At 72.4% G+C, this 18,019-nt stretch carries 17 protein-coding genes and 2 pseudogenes; 8 read left to right on the forward strand and 11 right to left on the reverse strand.

Annotation, left to right across the window (positions count from 1 at the left end):
• A pseudogene (locus AB8Z75_RS16405) lies at nucleotides 1-621 on the forward strand (hypothetical protein); the annotation flags it as partial.
• On the opposite strand, the gene AB8Z75_RS16410 reads toward AB8Z75_RS16405, so the two are convergent.
• The 3 genes from AB8Z75_RS16410 to AB8Z75_RS16420 form a co-directional block, all read right to left on the reverse strand.
• A complete protein-coding gene (locus AB8Z75_RS16410; protein WP_369202594.1) occupies nucleotides 596-2,347 on the reverse strand; it encodes an NAD+ synthase in 1,752 nt (583 codons plus the stop codon). The pseudogene AB8Z75_RS16405 and the gene AB8Z75_RS16410 overlap by 26 nt on opposite strands.
• A 74-nt stretch (nucleotides 2,348-2,421) precedes the next feature.
• On the reverse strand, nucleotides 2,422-4,086 hold the full coding sequence (locus tag AB8Z75_RS16415) for a multicopper oxidase family protein (RefSeq protein ID WP_369202596.1): 1,665 nt from the start codon (nucleotides 4,084-4,086) through the stop codon (nucleotides 2,422-2,424).
• Between the two features lie 111 nt (nucleotides 4,087-4,197).
• On the reverse strand, nucleotides 4,198-4,875 hold the full coding sequence (locus AB8Z75_RS16420) for a hypothetical protein (protein WP_369202598.1): 678 nt from the start codon (nucleotides 4,873-4,875) through the stop codon (nucleotides 4,198-4,200).
• 135 nt (nucleotides 4,876-5,010) lie between these two features.
• Here AB8Z75_RS16420 and AB8Z75_RS16425 point away from each other — a divergent pair, with 135 nt between their 5' ends.
• Nucleotides 5,011-6,090 (forward strand): LuxR C-terminal-related transcriptional regulator, encoded by a 1,080-nt coding sequence (locus tag AB8Z75_RS16425; protein WP_369202600.1) that lies wholly within the window; start codon nucleotides 5,011-5,013, stop codon nucleotides 6,088-6,090.
• A gap of 230 nt (nucleotides 6,091-6,320) precedes the next feature.
• Nucleotides 6,321-7,535 (forward strand): S8 family peptidase, encoded by a 1,215-nt coding sequence (locus AB8Z75_RS16430; RefSeq protein WP_369202602.1) that lies wholly within the window; start codon nucleotides 6,321-6,323, stop codon nucleotides 7,533-7,535.
• A 103-nt stretch (nucleotides 7,536-7,638) separates the two neighbouring features.
• On the opposite strand, the gene AB8Z75_RS16435 is transcribed toward AB8Z75_RS16430, so the two are convergent.
• Nucleotides 7,639-8,742 carry a helix-turn-helix transcriptional regulator gene (locus AB8Z75_RS16435; RefSeq protein WP_369202604.1) on the reverse strand — a complete coding sequence of 368 codons (1,104 nt, stop codon included), beginning with the start codon at nucleotides 8,740-8,742 and terminating at the stop codon, nucleotides 7,639-7,641.
• Nucleotides 8,743-8,847: 105 nt separating this feature from the next.
• On the opposite strand from AB8Z75_RS16435, the gene AB8Z75_RS16440 reads away from it, so the two are divergent.
• A complete protein-coding gene (locus tag AB8Z75_RS16440; RefSeq protein WP_369202606.1) occupies nucleotides 8,848-9,246 on the forward strand; it encodes a VOC family protein in 399 nt (132 codons plus the stop codon).
• Nucleotides 9,247-9,271: 25 nt separating this feature from the next.
• On the opposite strand, the gene AB8Z75_RS16445 is transcribed toward AB8Z75_RS16440, so the two are convergent.
• Nucleotides 9,272-10,237 (reverse strand): aldo/keto reductase, encoded by a 966-nt coding sequence (locus AB8Z75_RS16445; protein WP_369202608.1) that lies wholly within the window; start codon nucleotides 10,235-10,237, stop codon nucleotides 9,272-9,274.
• An 81-nt stretch (nucleotides 10,238-10,318) separates the two neighbouring features.
• Here AB8Z75_RS16445 and AB8Z75_RS16450 point away from each other — a divergent pair, with 81 nt between their 5' ends.
• Complete coding sequence (locus AB8Z75_RS16450) at nucleotides 10,319-10,918, forward strand: TetR/AcrR family transcriptional regulator (protein ID WP_369202610.1); 600 nt, start codon at nucleotides 10,319-10,321, stop codon at nucleotides 10,916-10,918.
• A 169-nt stretch (nucleotides 10,919-11,087) separates the two neighbouring features.
• Here the strand turns inward: AB8Z75_RS16450 and AB8Z75_RS16455 are convergent, their stop codons facing one another.
• Nucleotides 11,088-11,279: a hypothetical protein gene (locus AB8Z75_RS16455; RefSeq protein ID WP_369202612.1), complete on the reverse strand. Its 192-nt coding sequence runs from the start codon at nucleotides 11,277-11,279 to the stop codon at nucleotides 11,088-11,090.
• Between the two features lie 172 nt (nucleotides 11,280-11,451).
• On the opposite strand from AB8Z75_RS16455, the pseudogene AB8Z75_RS16460 reads away from it, so the two are divergent.
• The 3 genes and pseudogenes from AB8Z75_RS16460 to AB8Z75_RS16470 form a co-directional block, all read left to right on the forward strand.
• A pseudogene (locus AB8Z75_RS16460) lies at nucleotides 11,452-12,210 on the forward strand (helix-turn-helix domain-containing protein); the annotation flags it as partial.
• A 28-nt stretch (nucleotides 12,211-12,238) separates the two neighbouring features.
• A complete protein-coding gene (locus tag AB8Z75_RS16465; protein ID WP_369202614.1) occupies nucleotides 12,239-12,436 on the forward strand; it encodes a DUF397 domain-containing protein in 198 nt (65 codons plus the stop codon).
• A 32-nt stretch (nucleotides 12,437-12,468) separates the two neighbouring features.
• Nucleotides 12,469-12,663, forward strand: a complete 195-nt coding sequence (locus tag AB8Z75_RS16470) for a DUF397 domain-containing protein (RefSeq protein WP_369202616.1) — start codon at nucleotides 12,469-12,471, stop codon at nucleotides 12,661-12,663.
• Between the two features lie 63 nt (nucleotides 12,664-12,726).
• Here the strand turns inward: AB8Z75_RS16470 and AB8Z75_RS16475 are convergent, their stop codons facing one another.
• From AB8Z75_RS16475 to AB8Z75_RS16495, 5 genes are all read right to left on the reverse strand, one after another.
• The gene (locus AB8Z75_RS16475) at nucleotides 12,727-13,623 is read right to left on the reverse strand and encodes an aminoglycoside phosphotransferase family protein (RefSeq protein WP_369202618.1); all 897 of its coding nucleotides are present in this window, start codon (nucleotides 13,621-13,623) and stop codon (nucleotides 12,727-12,729) included.
• Between the two features lie 175 nt (nucleotides 13,624-13,798).
• Nucleotides 13,799-14,434 (reverse strand): FMN reductase, encoded by a 636-nt coding sequence (locus AB8Z75_RS16480; protein WP_369202620.1) that lies wholly within the window; start codon nucleotides 14,432-14,434, stop codon nucleotides 13,799-13,801.
• The gene (locus tag AB8Z75_RS16485; RefSeq protein ID WP_369202622.1) at nucleotides 14,431-15,573 is read right to left on the reverse strand and encodes an LLM class flavin-dependent oxidoreductase; all 1,143 of its coding nucleotides are present in this window, start codon (nucleotides 15,571-15,573) and stop codon (nucleotides 14,431-14,433) included. The genes AB8Z75_RS16480 and AB8Z75_RS16485 overlap by 4 nt, the downstream gene beginning before the upstream one ends.
• Before the next feature lie 362 nt (nucleotides 15,574-15,935).
• A complete protein-coding gene (locus AB8Z75_RS16490; protein WP_369202624.1) occupies nucleotides 15,936-17,018 on the reverse strand; it encodes a phosphotriesterase in 1,083 nt (360 codons plus the stop codon).
• The gene (locus AB8Z75_RS16495; protein WP_369202626.1) at nucleotides 17,015-17,971 is read right to left on the reverse strand and encodes a DMT family transporter; all 957 of its coding nucleotides are present in this window, start codon (nucleotides 17,969-17,971) and stop codon (nucleotides 17,015-17,017) included. Before AB8Z75_RS16495 ends, AB8Z75_RS16490 begins: the two co-directional genes overlap by 4 nt.
• Between the last annotated feature and the right edge of the window lie 48 nt (nucleotides 17,972-18,019).

The following is an 18,019-nucleotide window of genomic DNA, read 5'->3' on the forward strand; positions in this document are numbered from 1 at the left end:
CTGCTGGGCGGCGCCTCGGCGACGGCGGTGCTCGTGCTGTGCGCCGGCTACCCGGCCTCCATGGTGGGGGTGCCGGGCGCGGCGATGTCCAACCTGGCCCCGCCGAGCCTCGCGGCCGTCACCTTCGGCCTCGCGCAGTGCGGGGGAGCGCTGCTGCTGCGCGGGCCGCTGCGGCGGGTGTGCGCCCGCCCCGGGGTGTGGGCCGCCGTCGCGCTGGTCAACCTCTCGGCGATGACGGTGTTCCTGTGGCACCAGACGGCGATGATGACGGTCACCGCGACCGGACTGGCCGCCGGGCCGCTGGCCGGGCTGCACACCGAACCGGACAGCGCCTGGTGGGTGGCGGCCCGGCTGGGGTGGCTGCCGGTCTTCGCGGGGGCGCTGGCGCTGTGCTGGGCCGCCTTCCGCACGTTCGAGCGACGGCCGGCCTCCCCGCGGGCGCGCGCAGCGATTTCCCCACGGGCAGCGACTGCCCCACGGGCGCCCGCAGCGGCTTCCCCACGGGCGCCCGCAGCGGCTTCCCGGCAGGTGAGCGCGGCGGTCCCCCGGCAGGTGAGCGCGGGGGAGTGGCCCGAGGACCGGGCCACCGCGCCTCTCAGCCCTCCCGCCAGCCGTTCGTGATCGGCAGGCGGCGGTCCTTGCCGAAGCCCTTGGGGGAGATCTTGGTGCCCGGCGGGTACTGGCGCCGCTTGTACTCCGCGCGGTCGGTCATCCGCAGCACGCGGCGGACCGTCTCCGCGTCGAAGCCCGCCTCGACGATGTCGGCGGCGCCCTGGTCCCTGTCGACGTACCGCTTCAGGATGCCGTCGAGCACGTCGTAGTCGGGTAGCGAGTCCGTGTCGACCTGGCCGGGCGCCAGCTCGGCGCTCGGCGGCTTGCTGATCGAGCGCTCCGGGATGGGCGGGGTCTGGCCGCGCTCCCGGGCGGCGCGGTTGCGCCACTCGGCCAGCCGGAAGACGTTCGTCTTGTAGACGTCCTTGATGGGCCCGTAGGCACCCACCGCGTCCCCGTACAGCGTCGAGTAGCCCACCGCCAGCTCCGACTTGTTGCCCGGGGCCAGCACGATGTGGCCCTCCTGGTTGGAGAGCGCCATCAGCAGGGTGCCCCGGAGCCGGGCCTGGAGGTTCTCCTCGGCGACGCCCGTCAGCTCCAGGGAACGCATGTAGGCGGCGAACATCGGCTCGATCTCGACCGTGCGGAAGTTGCACCCCGTGCGCTCGGCCAGCTCGGCGGCGTCCTCCTTGGAGTGCCCGGAGGAGTAGCGGGAGGGCATGGCGACGCCGTAGACGTTCTCGGCGCCCACGGCGTCGCAGGCCAGGGCGGCGGTCAGCGCGGAGTCGATGCCGCCGGACAGCCCGATCAGCACGGAGCGGAAGCCGTTCTTGGCGGCGTAGGCGCGCAGGCCGGTGACGAGCGCCGTGTAGATCTCCTCGTCGTCCTCCATGCGGGGCGCCTCGCTGCCGGCGATCCGGGGCTCGCGGGCGGGCAGCGGCTCGGCGGAGAGCACCCGGTGTTCGACGCGCAGACCGTCGTCCACGTCCCCGGAGGGCGGGGTGGCGGCGGCAGCGGGCAGCTCCACGTCGAGGACGACGCTGGTCTGCTCGAACTGGCCTGCGCGCGCGAGGACGCGGCCTTCCGCGTCGACCACGATCGAGTCGCCGTCGAAGACCAGCTCGTCCTGGCCGCCGGTCTTCGCCAGGTAGGCCGTGGTGCAGCCCGCCTCCTGTGCGCGCTTGCGTACCAGCTCCAGACGGGTGTCGTCCTTGTCCCGCTCGTACGGCGAGGCGTTGATGGACAGCAGCAGCCCGGCACCCACGCTGCGCGCGGCCGGGACCCGGCCGCCCTCCTGCCACAGGTCCTCGCAGATGGCCAGCGCCACGTCGACGCCGTGGACGCGGATGACGGGCATCGTGTCGCCGGGCACGAAGTAGCGGAACTCGTCGAAGACGCCGTAGTTGGGCAGGTGGTGTTTGGCGAACGTCAGCACGATCTCGCCGCGGTGCAGCACCGCTGCCGCGTTCTGCGGCGCACCGGCGGGCTGCCCGTAGCGGGGCTGCGCCTGTTCGCAGCGGTCGAGATAGCCGACGACGACCGGCACCTCGCCCAGGCCCTCGTCGGCCAGCCGCCGCGCGAGGTCCCGCACCGCGGTGCGGCTCGCCTCGACGAACGACCGGCGCAGCGCCAGGTCCTCGACCGGGTAGCCGGTCAGCATCATCTCCGGGAAGGCCACCAGGTGGGCGCCCTGCTCGACGGAGTGCCGGGTCCACCGCAGGACGGCCGCGGCGTTGCCCTCCAGGTCGCCGACGGTGGAGTCGATCTGATTCAGCGCGAGACGTAGTTGAGCCACGGGCCCGAGTGTAATCGTCGGGCTGACGTTTAGGGGCGGGCCCCCGACCGGCGTCCGGCACCCGCCCCACGTGCTCACTTACGGTAGCCGAGCACCGTCATCATGCCCGCCTCACCGTGGTAGACGTTGTGGCAGTGGACCATCCACAGCCCCGGGTTGTCGGCGTCGAAGTCCACCTCCAGCGTCTTGCCGGGCAGCACGATCGCGGTGTCCTTGCGCGGCCCGCCGTCCGGGAGGGCGAACGTGTGGCCGTGCAGGTGCATGGGGTGCCACATGTCCGTGGTGTTCACGAACCGCAGCCTTACCCGTTCGCCCGCCGTGACGGGGTGGCGCTGCTTCGGGTCGTACTTCTTGCCGTTGATGCCCCAGTCGTACTTCGCCATGGAGCCCGTCAGCTTGAAGGTGACCGTGCGGTCCGGCTTGCCCGCCTCAAGGCGGACCGAGTCGTCGGCCCTCAGCTTCCCGGCGGTCAGCAGCTTGCCGTCCAGCTCCTGGGGGCGGGCCCCGGCCGGCGGCGTGGCGCCCCCGCCGGTACGCAGCAGCGCACGGGCCTGCTCCTTCTTGCCCTCGGCCAGCGCCGTGAGCGGGAAGACGCCGTCCTTGACGGTGACGAGCACGTCGTAGCGCTCGCCCATGCCCAGCAGCAGCGCGTCCGTGGTGGCGTGCTCGACCGGGTAGCCATCGGTGTGGGTGACGGTCATGCGGTGACCGCCGAGCGCGACGCGGAAGGCGGTGTCGCCGCCCGCGTTGACCAACCTGATCCGCACGCGGTCGCCCGGCCGGGCCCGGAAGCTCTCCGGATCGTGCGGGGTGCGCCCGTTCACCAGGTAGTACGGGTACTTCACGTCCCCCGCGTCGCCGCCCAGCAGCTCACTCGTGGCCCCCATCATCATCCGCGACGGCCCCTTCGGCCCCTTCGGCCCCTTCGGCCCCTTCGGCCCCTTCGTGGCCGGGCGGGAGCCACCGCCCATGCCGTGCATGCCGTGGCCGCCGCTCTCCTGAGCGCCGTCCTCCTGAGTGCCGTCCTCGCCCCGGCCGCCGCCGTCCTTCATGCCGCCGCCGTCCTTCATGCCGCCGTGGTCCATGCCCTTGCTCAGCTCGGCGAGGACGCCGTCCGGCGTGGAGCCGTCGATGCCGTCCACCCAGTCGTCGAGGACGACCACCCACTCCTTGTCGTACTCCAACGGCTCCTTCGGGTCCTCCACGATCAGCGGCGCGTACAGGCCGCGGTCCTGCTGGACGCCCGAGTGCGGATGGAACCAGTACGTGCCCGGGTGGGTGACGGCGAAGCGGTAGGTGAAGTCGGCACCGGGCTTGATCTCCCGCTGGGTGAGCGCGGGGACCCCGTCCATGTCGTTGCGCAGCGCCAGCCCGTGCCAGTGCAGGGACGTCGCCTCCGGCAGGTGGTTGGCGAGCGTCAGCGCGAGCGTGTTGCCCGCGGTGATCCGCACCTCCTTGCCGGGCGCCCGGTCGCCGTACGCCCACGACGAAGCGGTCGTGCCGTCGCCCAGCTCCAGCCGGGTGCGGGTGGCGGTGAGCCGTACCTTCTCGGTGCGGCCCTTCGGGCGGTCGGCCTCCGCGGCGCGGACTTCGGCGCCGTCGGGTTCGACGTAACCGCCCGGGCGCCCGCCGCCCGCGCTGTCAGTGCTCTCCGTGTCGGAACAGGCCGCCAGCAGGCCGCCGGCGGTGAGGGCCGCACCGGTGCCGAGCACGGTGCGACGCGTGGGGAGGGAACGCATGGGGATACCTCACGTGGTTGTCTCCTGTTGTCGTACCTGGGCACACGCACGCCCTCACTCCGGGGCAGCCGGCGGCTTCCTCGGGGCGTACGGGCGTGGGTGCGGGCCCTGTCAGGTCCGCAGGATCGACAACCGCGCGAGACGGACCGCGGTTCTGGGCGGCGGCAGCGGCCACAGGGTGCGCAACAGCCGGGTGCGGTACGCAGCGGCGAGGTCCGCTCCGCGCCGACGCAGCACCAGCACCACCAGCACGCCCAGCAGCGCGACGGCGGACCACACGCCCAGGATGGCGAGGCACATGGAGGTGGGGTCCATCCCGGTGCCGTGGCCGTCGCCGGTGCCGTGACCGTCGCCGTGGCCGTCTCCGTGGCTGTCTCCGTCGCCGTGGCTGTGACGGGTGTCGTGCTCGCCTTGTTGAGGCGGCGCGGCGTGATCGCCGGGCGCACCATGCGTGACGGGTGCACCAAGCGCGGCGTGCGTGGCGGGTGCACCATGCGCGGCGTGCGCGGCGGGTGCGGTCTGGGCGCCGGAGGCCTGGGCGCCGGACATGGCGTGCGCGGCGGGCCCGGTGGCTTCGGCCGGTGCCGTGAGGGCGAGGCCGCCACTCCGCGCCGCGGAGGCCGTAGAGGCCGTAGAGGCCGCGGAGGCCGCGGGTGCGGCCGACGCCTGCTCGGACGAGGGGTGGCCGAGGGTGTGCATGGTGACCAGGCCCAGGAGCAGGGCGGCGAGCAGCAGCGCGCGGGCGCACCAGGGGGTGCGGGAGTGGCGCGTGAACTGCTCCGTCGGCATGGCGACCACCCTAGCCGGATGCCCTGGCGGGGTATGCGCGGACTCCCCGGAGCCGGTTTTTCGCAGGGTTCCTGTGTATTTGGCGCGGGGCTGGCGGGGTTCGGTCATTGACGTGAACTCGCCACCGAGCTGAGGATGCCCAGCATGTTGGAGGCTCTGGATCTCGACCCGGTCGAGCAGCAGGTCTACGAGGCACTCGTGGACGGCGCCGTGACCGTCGGCGAGCTGCGCACCGCCGCGGGGCTGAGCGCCGCCCGCGTCCGTGCGGCGCTCACCTCGCTGGAGAAGCTCAACCTGGTCGGGCGGTTCGCCGCGGACCGGGGCCACGGCGAGGCGCGCTACCTGCCGGTGGCGCCCGAGATCGCCTTCGAATCGCTGCTGCTCGCCCGCGAGGAGGAGATCCATCGCACCCGCCGCCACATCCAGCACCTGGCGGCCCGTTTCCGGGCCAACGCGCCGGGCCGCGACCCGCTGGACCTGGTGGAGATCGTCACCGGGCGGGCGGCCGTCATCCGCCAGGTCGACCAGCTCCAGCGCAGCGCACGCGCCCAGATACGGGGCATCGACCGGCCGCCGTACGCCAACAGCGATCCCGACCGCCTCGATCCGAAGACCGGCATGATGCCCGTGCAGGCGCAGATGCTGCGCCGGGGCGTCGGCTACCGCGTCATCTACGACACCGACGGACTGGCCGCCTCCCACCGGTTCGAGGGAGACATCGGTGCGGCGGCCCGGCTCGGGGAGGACGCCCGGGTCATGGCCGACACCCCGACGAAGATGCTGATCGCGGACGACCACATCGCGCTGATCCCGCTGCGGGCCGCGCCCCACGAGCTGGCCAGCAGCGTCGTCGTCCACCCCTCCGGGCTGCTGGAGGTGCTGTGCGAGTTCTTCGAGGTGCTGTGGGGCAGAGCGCTGCCGATCTCGGAATATCTGGCGGGGCGGCGTCCCGGTGCGCACGACGGGCCGAGCCGCGAGGAGGCCAGGCTGCTGGCGCTGCTCACGACGGGCATGACCGACCAGGTGATGGCGCGTCAACTCGGCATCAGCTACCGCACCTTCCAGCGGCGGCTGCACGGGCTGATGGAACGTTTGGGCGCCACCACCCGGTTCCAGCTCGGCATGCGCGCCGCGAGCCTCGGCTGGGTGCCGCAGGCGCCGGGCGCGGCAGCCGGGCGGGGCGAGGCGGGCGTCCCTCACAGGTCGGACCACTGAGCGGTTCCGTGCGGCGGCGGCGCGCTCCGCACTGAGGGGCCACCGGTAAACGTCCGGTCCGCCGAGGGGGGCGGGTCGGCTGACCGAGCCGCGAAGAATGACCGTACGTGCGGCAATTGACGCCTCGTCGGCCCGTGCCGGTCACCCCTTGTCCTGCCCGTGACAATGCGCCTAGCGTGCCGAACGCGCACCCCACAGGCGCACCCCCCACACGAGGAGGAACCCTCCCCATGGCAGTGACGCACAAGAAGGTTGCTCTCGGCATATCCGCGGCGGTCGCAGCCGCCGCGATCGGTACCGTCACGGCGCTCCCCGCCAGCGCGGCCCCGGAGGCACAGGCCACCGGAACGGTCGTGGGCGCCAAGTCGGCACACGCCGTCAAGGGCAGCTACATCGTCACGATGAAGAAGTCGGCGGTCAGCACCAAGTCCGCCGCCGCGAAGGGCAAGACGGTCATCGTCGACCACGGCGGCAAGGTCCGCAGAACCTTCACCAAGGCCCTCAACGGCTACTCGGCGAAGATGTCCGCGAGCGAGGCCAAGGAACTGGCCGCCGACCCGGCCGTCGACAAGGTCTTCGCCAACCAGAAGCACACCGTCAGCGCCGAGCAGGCCAACCCGCCCAACTGGGGCCTGGACCGGATCGACACCCCCGAGCTGAACCTGGACGACAAGTACGTCTACCCGGACAGCGCGGGCGAGGGCGTGACCGCCTACATCATCGACACCGGTGTCCGCACCACGCACAAGGACTTCGGTGGCCGCGCCACCAGCGGCTTCGACGCGGTCGACGGTGACGACGACGCCTCCGACGGCAACGGGCACGGCACGCACGTCGCCAGCACGGTGGCGGGCGAGGCGCACGGCGTCGCCAAGAAGGCCGACGTGGTGGCCGTCCGCGTCCTGGACGACAACGGCTCCGGCACCACCGAGCAGGTCGTCGCCGGCATCGACTGGGTGACCAAGAACGCCAAGGCCCCCTCGGTCGCCAACATGTCGCTGGGCGGCGGCGCCGACGAGGCGCTGGACACGGCGGTGCAGAACTCCATCAAGGCGGGCGTCACCTTCGCGGTGGCCGCCGGCAACGAGTCCTCGGACGCGGGGAACAACTCGCCCGCCCGCGTGCCGGAGGCCATCACCGTCGGTGCCACCGACAACAAGGACGCGCAGGCCGACTTCTCCAACTACGGCAAGGTCGTCGACCTGTACGCCCCCGGCGTGGACATCACCGCCGCCTGGAACACCGGTGACGACGCCACCGACACCATCTCCGGCACCTCCATGGCCTCCCCGCACGTCGCGGGCGCCGCGGCGGTCTACCTGTCCGGGCACAAGGACGCCGCCCCGGAGGCCGTCTCCAAGGCGCTGACGGACGGCGCCGCCAAGGACGTCGTCGGCAACCCGGGCGAGGGCTCGCCCAACCTGCTCCTCAACGTCGTCGAGTGACACCCAGGTGACACGCGAGTGACACCCGCCACCCAGTTCGCTGGGTAACCCCCCACCTTCCGCGGCCCGGTGTGCCCCACACACACCGGGCCGCGGTCGTTTCTCATCCAGGCGGAAGGCCGCTTCCTTCGGTGGTGGCGTGTGCGTCGAGGCGGCGGGCCAGGGCGCGCACCAGGTCGCGCAGCGCGGCGGGGCGCTCGATGACGAACGGGCGGTCCACGGCGGCGAGCACGGCCGGAATCCACTCCAGCCGCTCGGCGCTCAGCCGCACCCGCACCCATCCGGTGCCGGTGCCGATGCCGGTGGCCGCGTCGGCCTCGCCGGTGTCGTCGGCTCCACCGGCTCCACCGGCTCCACCGGCTCCACCGGCCCCGTCGGCCCCGGCCGCAACCGGGGTCACGGTGGCGATCGCGGCCGGCAGGTGGCGGCGGACGTGCGGGATGTCGGCGCGGACGCGCACCACGACCTCGTGGGCCCAGGGCGTGCGCGCGATGCCGTCCAGCACGGCGGCCACCGGGTCGAAACCCGCCGGGACGTCGAACGAACCGGACCGCACGGACAGCGCGACGATCCGGTCCAGCCGGAAGGTACGTACCTCGCCGTCCCCGGCGGTCTGGTCGGCGGCCCCCTGGTCGGCGGCGGTCAGGTACCAGCGCCCGGAATGCGCCACCAGGCCGTAGGGCAGCACCGTGCGGTCGCTTCCGCGGCCCTTCCGGTCGCTGTAGGTGAGTGCCACGGGACGCTGGTGGCGCGCGGCCTCGGCGAGTTCGAGCAGCACCTCCGCCTCCGGGGCGGCGGCCGGGCGGGGCCGCGCCGTGAAACCGACGGTCTCCAGCAGCGCGTCCAGGCGCTGCCCCAGACGCCGGGGCAGCGCCCGCCGCAGCTTCGCCGCCGCGCTCTCGCTCGCCGCCGCGTCCCCGGCGAACAGCCCGGCCCTGCGGCCCGCCAACAGACCCAGCGACACGGCCAGAGCCTCCTCCTCGGTGAACATCAGCGGCGGCATCCGGTAACCGGGCGCGAGCCGGTAGCCGCCGTAACGGCCGCGCACGGCGTCGACGGGCACGCCGAGGTCCAGCAGGTGGCCGACGTAGCGGCGGACGGTGCGCTCGTCCACGCCGAGCCGGGCGGCCAGATCGGGAACGGTGCGCAGGCCGCCGCCTTGGAGGATCTCCAGCAGGGCGAGCACCCGGGCGGTCGAGGTGGGCATCTCGAAATTGTCCCCCCTATACCGGGCGGATTCTGCCCGGTATCGCCTCTAACGTGCGAGACGCCCCGCATCCCCGGGGCCTCCACCGCCCGAAAGGCCACCCTCATGAACTGCGTCTCCCTCCGGATGATCACCGACGACGTCGCCCGCCTCGTCGCCTTCTACGAGCAGGTCACCGCCGTCCCGGCGAGGTGGGCGACCCCCGACTTCGCCGAGCTGGTCACCCCCTCGTGCACGCTCGCCCTCGCGAGCACCCGCACCCTGGCGCTGTTCGGCCAGGACGTCGCCCGCCCCGCCGCCAACCACTCGGTGATCATCGAGTTCCGCGTCGACGACGTCGACGCGGAACACCGGCGCGTGTCCTCGCTGGACTGCGAGATCGTTCAGGAGCCGACGACGATGCCGTGGGGCAACCGCTCCCTCCTCTTCCGCGACCCGGACGGCAACCTCGTCAACTTCTTCACCCCCGTCACCGAGGACGCGCTGCGCCGGCAAGAGCGCTGAGACGGCGGGAGCTCACGTGGGGGGCTCATTCGAACGTGGGCTCCCCCGACCGGCTCGGGACCGCGTCCAGCGCGGCGAGCGTCGCGTCGTCGAGGGTGAGCGCGCCCGCGGCGACGTTCGCCTCCAGGTGCGCGGCGTCGGCCGTCCCGGGGATGAGCAGAGTGTGCGGCGCGTGGTGGAGCAGCCAGGCCAGTCCGACCTGCGACGGGGTGGCGCCCAGTGCCTGGGCCGCGGCGAGCACGGCGGGCTCGTCGGTCACCTTCGGCATGCCGGGGAACGCGCTGCCGAGCGGGAAGTACGGCACCCAGGCGATGTCCTCGGCCAGGCAGATCCCGAGCATGTCCTCGTCGCCGCGGGAGACGAGGCTGTAGCTGTTCTGCACGCAGACCAGGCCCACCGGGAGGGCCCGGCGCAACTCCTCTGGGCCGACGTTGCTGATCCCGAGCCTGCCGATCTTGCCCTCGTCGCGCAGGGCGGTCAGCACGGCGAGCTGGTCGTCGATGTCGACCACCTGCGCGCCCTCGGCGCGCAAGCCTGGACCGGTCTCCGCGCGGCGCAGGTTGACCACCGGCAGTGGGTCGAGGCCGAGCGCGCCGAGGTTGGCCTCGACCTCGGCCCGCAGCTCCTCGGGCCGCTGCGCCAGCCGCAGCGGAAAGCGGCCACCAGGGTCGGCCGTGGCACCGACCTTGCTGACGACCAGCACGCCGTCCTCGGGACGGAGCGCCTCGCGGATGAGGCCGTTGACGAAGCCGTCGCCGTAGAACTGGGCGGTGTCGACGTGGTCCACACCCAGCTCGACCGCGCGGCGCAGGAGTGCGAGGGCCGATCCCCGGTCGCCGTTCAGGCGTTCGAGCTGCATGGCGCCGTAGCCGACGCGGGAGACGGTACGGCCGGCGAGCCGGCCGGGGCCTCCGGCGCGGGGGACGCCGGCGGCCGTGGTGGGGTCGGACGAGGGGGTCGAGGGCGTCGAGGGCGTCGAGGAGGTCGTCATGAGGTGTCGCTCCCGTGAGACGATGGATTAAGCGGAGGGTGCTCCGCTTATGACCGTAGCACTACCGGAGGGTCCTCCGTTTTGAATCCGCCCGAGCCATCGCCCGGCCCCGCGCCCGGCCGCCCTGCCCGCGCCGACGCGCGGCGCAACCGCGAGAAACTCCTCACCGCGGCGCGCACCCTGTTCGCCACCGCGGAGGGCGCCGTCCCGCTCGACGCCGTAGCCCGCGAGGCGGGCGTCGGCATCGGCACGCTCTACCGCCACTTCCCGACCCGCGAAGCGCTCGTGGAGGCGGTCTACGCCGCAGAGTTGGACGAAGTCGTCGCCGCCGCCCCCGCCCTGCTCGCCGACCTGCCCCCCGACGCCGCGCTACGCGGCTGGCTGGACTGCTACGCCGGGTTCGTCGCCGCCAAACGCGGCCTGCTCGAGACCCTCCGCGCCGGCTGGGCCTCCGGCAGCATCGCCACCCCCGACACGCGGGGGCGCCTCACCGCGGCGATCGCGACCGTCCTGGAGGCCGGAACGCGAGAGGGCTCACTCCGTGGTGACGTCGACCCGGGCGACGTCCTCACCCTGCTGCTGGGTCTCTTCCACGCCAACACCGCGGGCGGTGCTCCGCACCGGGTCGGGCCCCTGCTCGACCTCATCGTCGACGCCCTCCGCCCTCGTACCGGCGACTGAGGTCGCCGGTACGCGGCGCAGTTGGTCTCCGTACCGGTACACGACGATGGGCGGGGCCCCCTCGTCCAGCAGCAGCCGGTAGATGAACGGGGCGGGCCCCGTCACCTGGATCACCCGCCCCGTCTTCCCGGACTTCCGGTCCCGCGCTTTCTCGCCCACGGCCCACACCTCACACACTCCGCAGGCGGCGGTGCCCCTCGACGGGTACCTCCGGCGCGTGGTTGCGGTGCAGGTGCGCCCCGAAGAGCGCTTCGAGGTCGGCCCTGGGGCGTGGGTCGCCCGCCGCGCGGTTGATCATCGTGCGATACCACGCGCAGTCCTCGCAGGGGCGTGCCTCGCCCCCGACTTCCGATTGCTCCATCGTTCCCACCTGGCGGTCGAGTTGGTGACTCACTGTGGTGAGAACAACACGAAGAGGGCTACGATGACGCGGTATGAGCACCTTTCCTCATGGAAGGGCGCCCGAATGCAGCTACTGCTGACGGAAGTTGGTGCAGGTTGTCATGGGTACGGTAGGCAAGCGGCCAACAGGCATGAGTATCCCGCCAAGTCTCGGAGAGGACGTCCGTCGGGTGAGGCGGGCTCGCGGTATCTCCCAGACCGCATTCGCCACGGCCACCGGCTACACCCAGAGCTATGTGAGCCGCGTCGAGTCGGGTGAGTTCATGCCCTCGGTGAAGTTCGCCGAGGCGTGTGACCGCACGTTCGGCACGGGGGACTTGTTCGTCCGGCAACTGCGTAGGGTGATCGAGGGGGAGTACCCGGCGTGGTTCGCCCCGTACATTGATGCGGAGCGCGCCGCGACTGCGGTCCGAGACTTCTCCACCATTTTCATCATGGGCCTGTTGCAGACCGAGGCATACGCGCGGGCATCGCTGAGCGGTGGACGCCCCAACGTGTTGCCTCGAGACATCGACGCGAAGGTGGCCAGCCGCATGCGGCGCCGGGAGATTCTTGAGAGGCCCGATCCGCCCGGTGTGTGGGTGGTGTTGAGCGAAGCGTGCCTACGAGCCTCAGTCGGGTCGGCCCGAGTGATGGCGGAACAGATGAAGCACCTTGTAGAGCAGGCGCGACGGCACAAGACGCTCACGGTGCAGGTATTGCCATACTCGGCGACAGAGGCTGGTATCGGTACTCCGTACGTCCTGCTGGACATCCCCGGCAGCAGGCCGTGTGTCTTCGTCGAGGGTCCCCAAGGTGGGCAGCCGTACGACGGCCCTGGAACCGTTGCCAGTTCTGCCCGCCTTTACGATCACATCCGGGCTAGTTCGTTGAGTCCGCGTGAATCAGTGGCCTTCATCAGCGCCGTAAAGGACGAGCATGAGCGAAACGCAGTGGACCAAGAGCAGCTACAGCGACCAGCAAGGAGGCAACTGCGTCGAGTGGGCCCCGGGGCTCGTGTCCGACGTGGGGACCGTCCCCGTTCGTGACAGCAAGGACACAGGCCGTGCCCCGCTGGCGTTTTCGCCTGCCGCGTGGGCAGCCTTCGTAGGGGGCGTGAAGCGCCACGAGCGCTGACTTCCGCCCGTCGGAGGCGTAGGGAGGGCATTGTGACCGCAACGTGGGTCAGGTCCAGCTACAGCGACGGCCAAGGCGGCAACTGCGTCGAGTGGGCCCCGGGTTCCGCGCGCGACGGCGGCGTCGTCCCGGTGCGGGACAGTAAGGACACCGCCCGCACGCCGTTGGCGTTCTCTCCGTTCGCGTGGGCGGTGTTCGTCGACGGGGTGAAGCGGACCGGGCGCTGAGCCCACCGCACACACAACGGTCCCGGAGGCGCGGCCTCCGGGACCGTCGCGCGGAAGCGTGCGTCACACGCCCTTCAGGACGCGGTCGAGTGCCGCCCGGCCCGCGGGTCCCCAGTGCGGCTTGCCGCCGGGAAGGCCGCGGTCTCCGTTCTGTCCCATGAGCATCAGGAAGAGGCTCTTGAGGGCGGCCAGGCCGCGGGCGCGCCGGATCGCCGCCTCGTCTGCGTGCGCGTACGTCTCGAAGAACCGTGCGGCCACTCCCGCGGGGAGCAGCACCCACGCGGCGGCGAGGTCCCACGCCGGGTCGCCGGCGCACATGTCGCCGAAGTCGACGATGCCCGCGAGTGTTCCGTGAGAGACGACGACGTTCGCGGGATGGAGGTCGCCGTGCACCCACACCGGCGGGCCCTCCCACGCGGGGGCCGCGGTGGCGTCGTCCCAGACGGCCCGGACGTCGGCGGCGAGGTCGGCGGGGGCGACGGCCTGGAAGAAGTTCTCGAAGCCGTCTGTGCAGGTCCTGGGATGGGCACCGCGGTCCGTGGCGATCGGCGCCTCGGCGGGTGCCTCCACATGGAGCGCCCGGAGGAAGCCCGCCAGCGTGTCGGCCGCGTGGGCGCCGCGGCTGATCGAGCCGTGGTCCAGCGGCTCGCCCGCAACCCACGTCATCACGGTCCAGTGCTTGGGGAAGCGCGCGGACGGTTCCCCGAACCGCACCGGGGTCGGTACGGGCAGCGGCAGGCGCGGGGCCAGCACGGGGAGCCACCGCCGTTCCTTGAGCTGGAGCTCCGGGGTGGGGTCCATGCGCTGCACGCGTACGGCCAACTCGTCTCCGAGGCGCCACATCTGGTTGCCCCAGCCGCCCGCCACCTCGCGGAGGGACAGCCCCGCAAGGTCCGGATGCTGTTCCCGCAACAGGTCGCGGACCAGGTCTGCGGTGATCTCGATCTCGGTGCCGGTCATGCGCAGTCACCATAGCGGGATGACAGGTGGCGCGGCTCTGTCACGAGCCGGGCCGCCGGCCCCTCTGGACGCCGGGCCCGGAGGTACCCACGTACCCCGGACCCGGGACCCCGGGCCCGGGACCCCGGACCCGGACCCGGACCCCGGCGCGGGCGGACGTGCCGGTCCGGCCCGCTCAGTCCTCCTCCACCCGCAGGGCGGCAAGCTGCTGCTCGAAGGGGATGACCTCTTCTTGCTGCGGCTGGGGTCCGGCGGAGGCCCGGGGCGCGACCAGCCCCGCCAACTCGCCGCCCGCGCGGGCGACCCGCCGGGGCAGCGACGGCGTGATGCCGTCGTCCGCGGCGGCCCAGTCGTCCGTCGCGGCGTAGACGGCCGTCGGTACCGTCACCGTTCGCAGGTAGGAGAAGAGGGGCCGCATGGCGTGCTCCAGCACCAGGGAGTGGCGCGGGGTGCCGCCGGTGGCGCCGAGGAGAACGGGCTTGGCCGTCAGCGCGTCGTTGTCGAGCACGTCGAAGAACGACTTGAACAGGCCGCTGTAGGAGGCGGAGAAGACGGGCGTGACGGCGATCAGCCCGTCCGCCTCCGTGACCCGCTCGATGGCCTCGCGCAACGCCCCGCCGGCGAATCCGGTGGTGAAGTTGTGGGCGATCTCGGTGGCGACGTCCCGCAGCTCGACCGTCGAGATCTCGGCCTCGACGTCCCTTTCGGCCAGGGCGACGCGGGTCGCCTCGGCCAGCCGGTCGGCCAGCAGCCGGGTGGACGACGGTTCGCTCAGCCCGGCCGAGACGACGGCCAGTTTCACGGGGCTCATACGGCGGCTCCCTCCTGCTCGTCGTGGTGCGCGCCCGTGCGCGCCGCGTGCGCGGCCACGCGCGCCGCGTGGGTGGGGGCGTCAGCCGTTCCGGCGGGGCGCCCGGCGGCCATCTCCTTGCGCAGCACCGGCACGACCTCCTCGCCCAGGATGTCGAGCTGCTCCAGGACGGTCTTGAGGGGCAGCCCGGCGTGGTCCATCAGGAACAGCTGGCGCTGGTAGTCGCCGAAGGACTCGCGGAAGGTCAGGGTCTTGTCGATGACCTCCTGCGGGCTGCCGACGGTCAGCGGTGTCTGGTCGGTGAACTCCTCCAGGCTCGGCCCGTGCCCGTAGACGGGCGCGTTGTCGAAGTAGGGCCGGAACTCGTTCACCGCGTCCTGCGAGTTCTTCCGCATGAAGACCTGCCCGCCGAGGCCGACGTACGCCTGCTGCCGCGTCCCGTGTCCGTAGTGCTCGAAGCGGTCGCGGTAGAGGTTGATCAGGCGCTTGAAGTGGTCCTTGGGCCAGAAGATGTTGTTGGCGAAGAAGCCGTCACCGTAGTAGGCGGCCTGTTCGGCGATCTCGGGGCTGCGGATGGAGCCGTGCCACACGAACGGCGGGATGCCGTCCAGCGGGCGCGGCGTGGAGGTGAAGCCCTGGAGGGGCGTACGGAAGCGGCCCTGCCAGTCGACGACGTCCTCGGTCCACAGCCGGCGCAGCAGCGCGTAGTTCTCGATCGCCAGCGGGATGCCCTGGCGGATGTCCTGCCCGAACCAGGGGTAGACGGGTCCGGTGTTGCCGCGGCCCATCATCACGTCGACGCGGCCTTCGGCGACGTGCTGGAGCATCGCGAAGTCCTCGGCGATCTTCACCGGATCGTTCGTGGTGATCAGCGTCGTGGAGGTCGACAGGATCAGCCGCTCGGTGCGGGCGGCGATCCAGCCGAGCATGGTCGTCGGCGAGGACGGGACGAACGGGGGGTTGTGGTGCTCGCCGGTGGCGAAGACGTCGAGCCCGACCTCCTCCGCCTTGCGGGCGAGGGTCAGCATCGCCGTGATCCGCTCGTGCTCGGTCGGCGTCCGGCCCGTGGTGGGGTCGGGGGTCACGTCGCCGACGGTGAAGATCCCGAACTGCGTGGGGGTGGTGGCCGTGGCCGTCATGGTGCTCGCCGTCCTCGTGCGCTCGTCGATGGAGTAGTTGATTGTTGAACTACATCCTCGTCAATGCTCTCGGACCAGTGTGCATTCCCCGTGCCGGGGGAGGCCCTGCTGACCAGTCGGAACGCCCCTCGGGACCCTGCTGACCAGTCGGAACACCCCCTGGGGCCCTGCTGACCAGTGAGAACGCCCCCTGAGGCTCTGCCGACCAGTCGGAACGCCCTCCGAGGCCCTGCTGACCAGTCGGAACGCCCCCCCGGGGCCCTGCTGACCAGTGAGAACGCCCTCTGGGGCTCTGCCGACCAGTGGGACTCCCCCGCCCCGGCGGTGACCGTGCGGTCAGCCGGCCGCCCTCCGGGGGCCGGTCAGCCGACCGCCCCCGGGGCCAGCATGCGGGCCGGATTGCCGTGTGTCAGGCGGGTGATCAACGCGCGGTCCAGCCCACGGTCGGCCAGCATCTCGCCGAAGACGGTGGGCACGAAGGTGAACCCGTTGCCACCGTGCTGAGTCCACATCTGCTTCAGGAACAGATCGTGGCTGAGCAGGAGCTGTCCCGCATGCCCGCGCCGGGCGAGCCGGGCGACCGCCTCGGCCGTCTGCGGAGCCGACGGGGCGGCCCCCTCCCCGGGGAAGGCGACCTCCATGCCGATCATGTCGAACTCCAGCCACACCCCGCGTGCCGCCACCGACTCCTGGTAGGCGGCGTCGTGCCCGGACGGGTCCATGTGGGCCAGCACGACCCGCCCTGGCGCCACCCCGACCTCGTCCAGCACCAGGTCGAGCACCTCGTGCGCCCGGCGCTGCCAGCCCGGCAGGTGCAGCATCAGCGGGACGTGCGGCCGGTCCAGCTGAGCCAGCGCCGCCGCCCGCACCGAGGCGCGCTCCGCCTCGGTGAACGCGGGGGAGACCCCGATCTCCCCGATGACGCCGGGCCGTACCGCGTGCGGGCCGACGCCGTGGTCCAGCTCCGCGACGATCCGCGCCGCCTGCGCCTCGACCGCGGCGGCGATCCGCCCGCCCTCGAACCGCTCCAGGTACGCGCCGCACCCCATCACGACGTGGACGCCACCGCGCTCGGCCGCCTGCCGCAACAGCTCCGGGTCCCGGCCGATCGCGGCGCTGCACGTGACATCGACCAGGGTCCCGCCGCCGCAGTCGCGGAACGCGTCGATCTCCCGCACCACGTCGGCCAGGGGCTTGGGTGCGACGTTGTCGCGGTTGCAGTACGGGTCGTGCCGCAGCGCCCACGCCACCGAGGCGCTCACCGGCCGCTCGGGCAGCTTCTCGGTGAAGCCGTAGGAGGGCGGATTCCGCACCCCGGACAGGTCGTTGAACAGGTGCTCGTGTGGCAGGACGAGCCCGAGCCGGTCGGCGGGGACCGGCCCCAGGACCGTCTGGACGGCCGGGCCAGACGGGGCCTGCGCGGCGGTGCTCGCGGGGGTGGTCATGACTGCTCCGCGTCGCTCGTGCCGCATTGTTCCGCGACGTTCGTGCCGCGCGGGCCGCGGGAGGGGATCATCGCGATCCCCGCGGCGACGAGCGCCAGCACCGTACCGCCGATGGTCGCCAGGTGGATCTCTTCCCCCAGGGACGGGCTGATGGCGCCGAGGATCAGGGATCCCAGCAGCTGGCCCGCCACCGAGGAGAGCCCGAGGAGGAGCAGCCCGAGGCCGCGCACGAGCAGCGCCATGAAGGCGATCGACAGCAGCCCGAGGGCGCCGCCGGTGTACATCCACCACGTGTCCGGCAGCGCGAAGTGCCCGGACCCTGTGCCCAGCCGGATCAGGTAGCCGATCAGCAGCACCGTGAAGCCGACGAGGAAGTTGAAGCCGATCGAGACCAGCACGGAGCCGCTGGAGCGGGCGACGGCCGCGTTGCCCGCGGGCTGCCAGCCGGCCAGCAGCCCGGCGGCGAACGGCAGCACGGCCATCACGACCGCGCCGGGCACGTGCAGGGCGGGGGAGATGGCGAGGGTGGTGGCGCCGACGGCGAGCACGGCACCCAGCAGCCGGGGCGCCGAGACCGGCTGCTTGATCTCGGAGGTGACCCCGAACCGGTCGCAGACCACGCCGGAGATGACCATGCCGCAGATCAGGGCGATCTGGAAGACGGCGACCCCGAGGGCGCCGACGGCGATCCCCTCGGACAGGACCACGGCGCCGCCGCACAGCCCCGCCAGGTAGTTCCACCAGCCGATCTGGCCGCCGCGGATCAGCCGGGGCAGTGCCAGGGCCTGGCGGCGGGTGGTGGGCCGGGCGAAGACGAGGACGGCCATCAGGACCAGACCGCTCCCGAAGGAGATGACGGCGGCGCCGTTGCCGTCGTCGATCTCCTTGCCGAGGGCGCCGTTGACGGTGGACTGGAGCGGGCTGAGGGTGCCCGCCAGCACGGTCGCGACCACGAGAAGCGCGGTGGTCGCGCCGCGGGGGGAGCGCTGCCGGGGTTCGGG

Source organism: Streptomyces sp. PU-14G, from assembly GCF_041028275.1.
GTDB lineage: Bacteria > Actinomycetota > Actinomycetes > Streptomycetales > Streptomycetaceae > Streptomyces.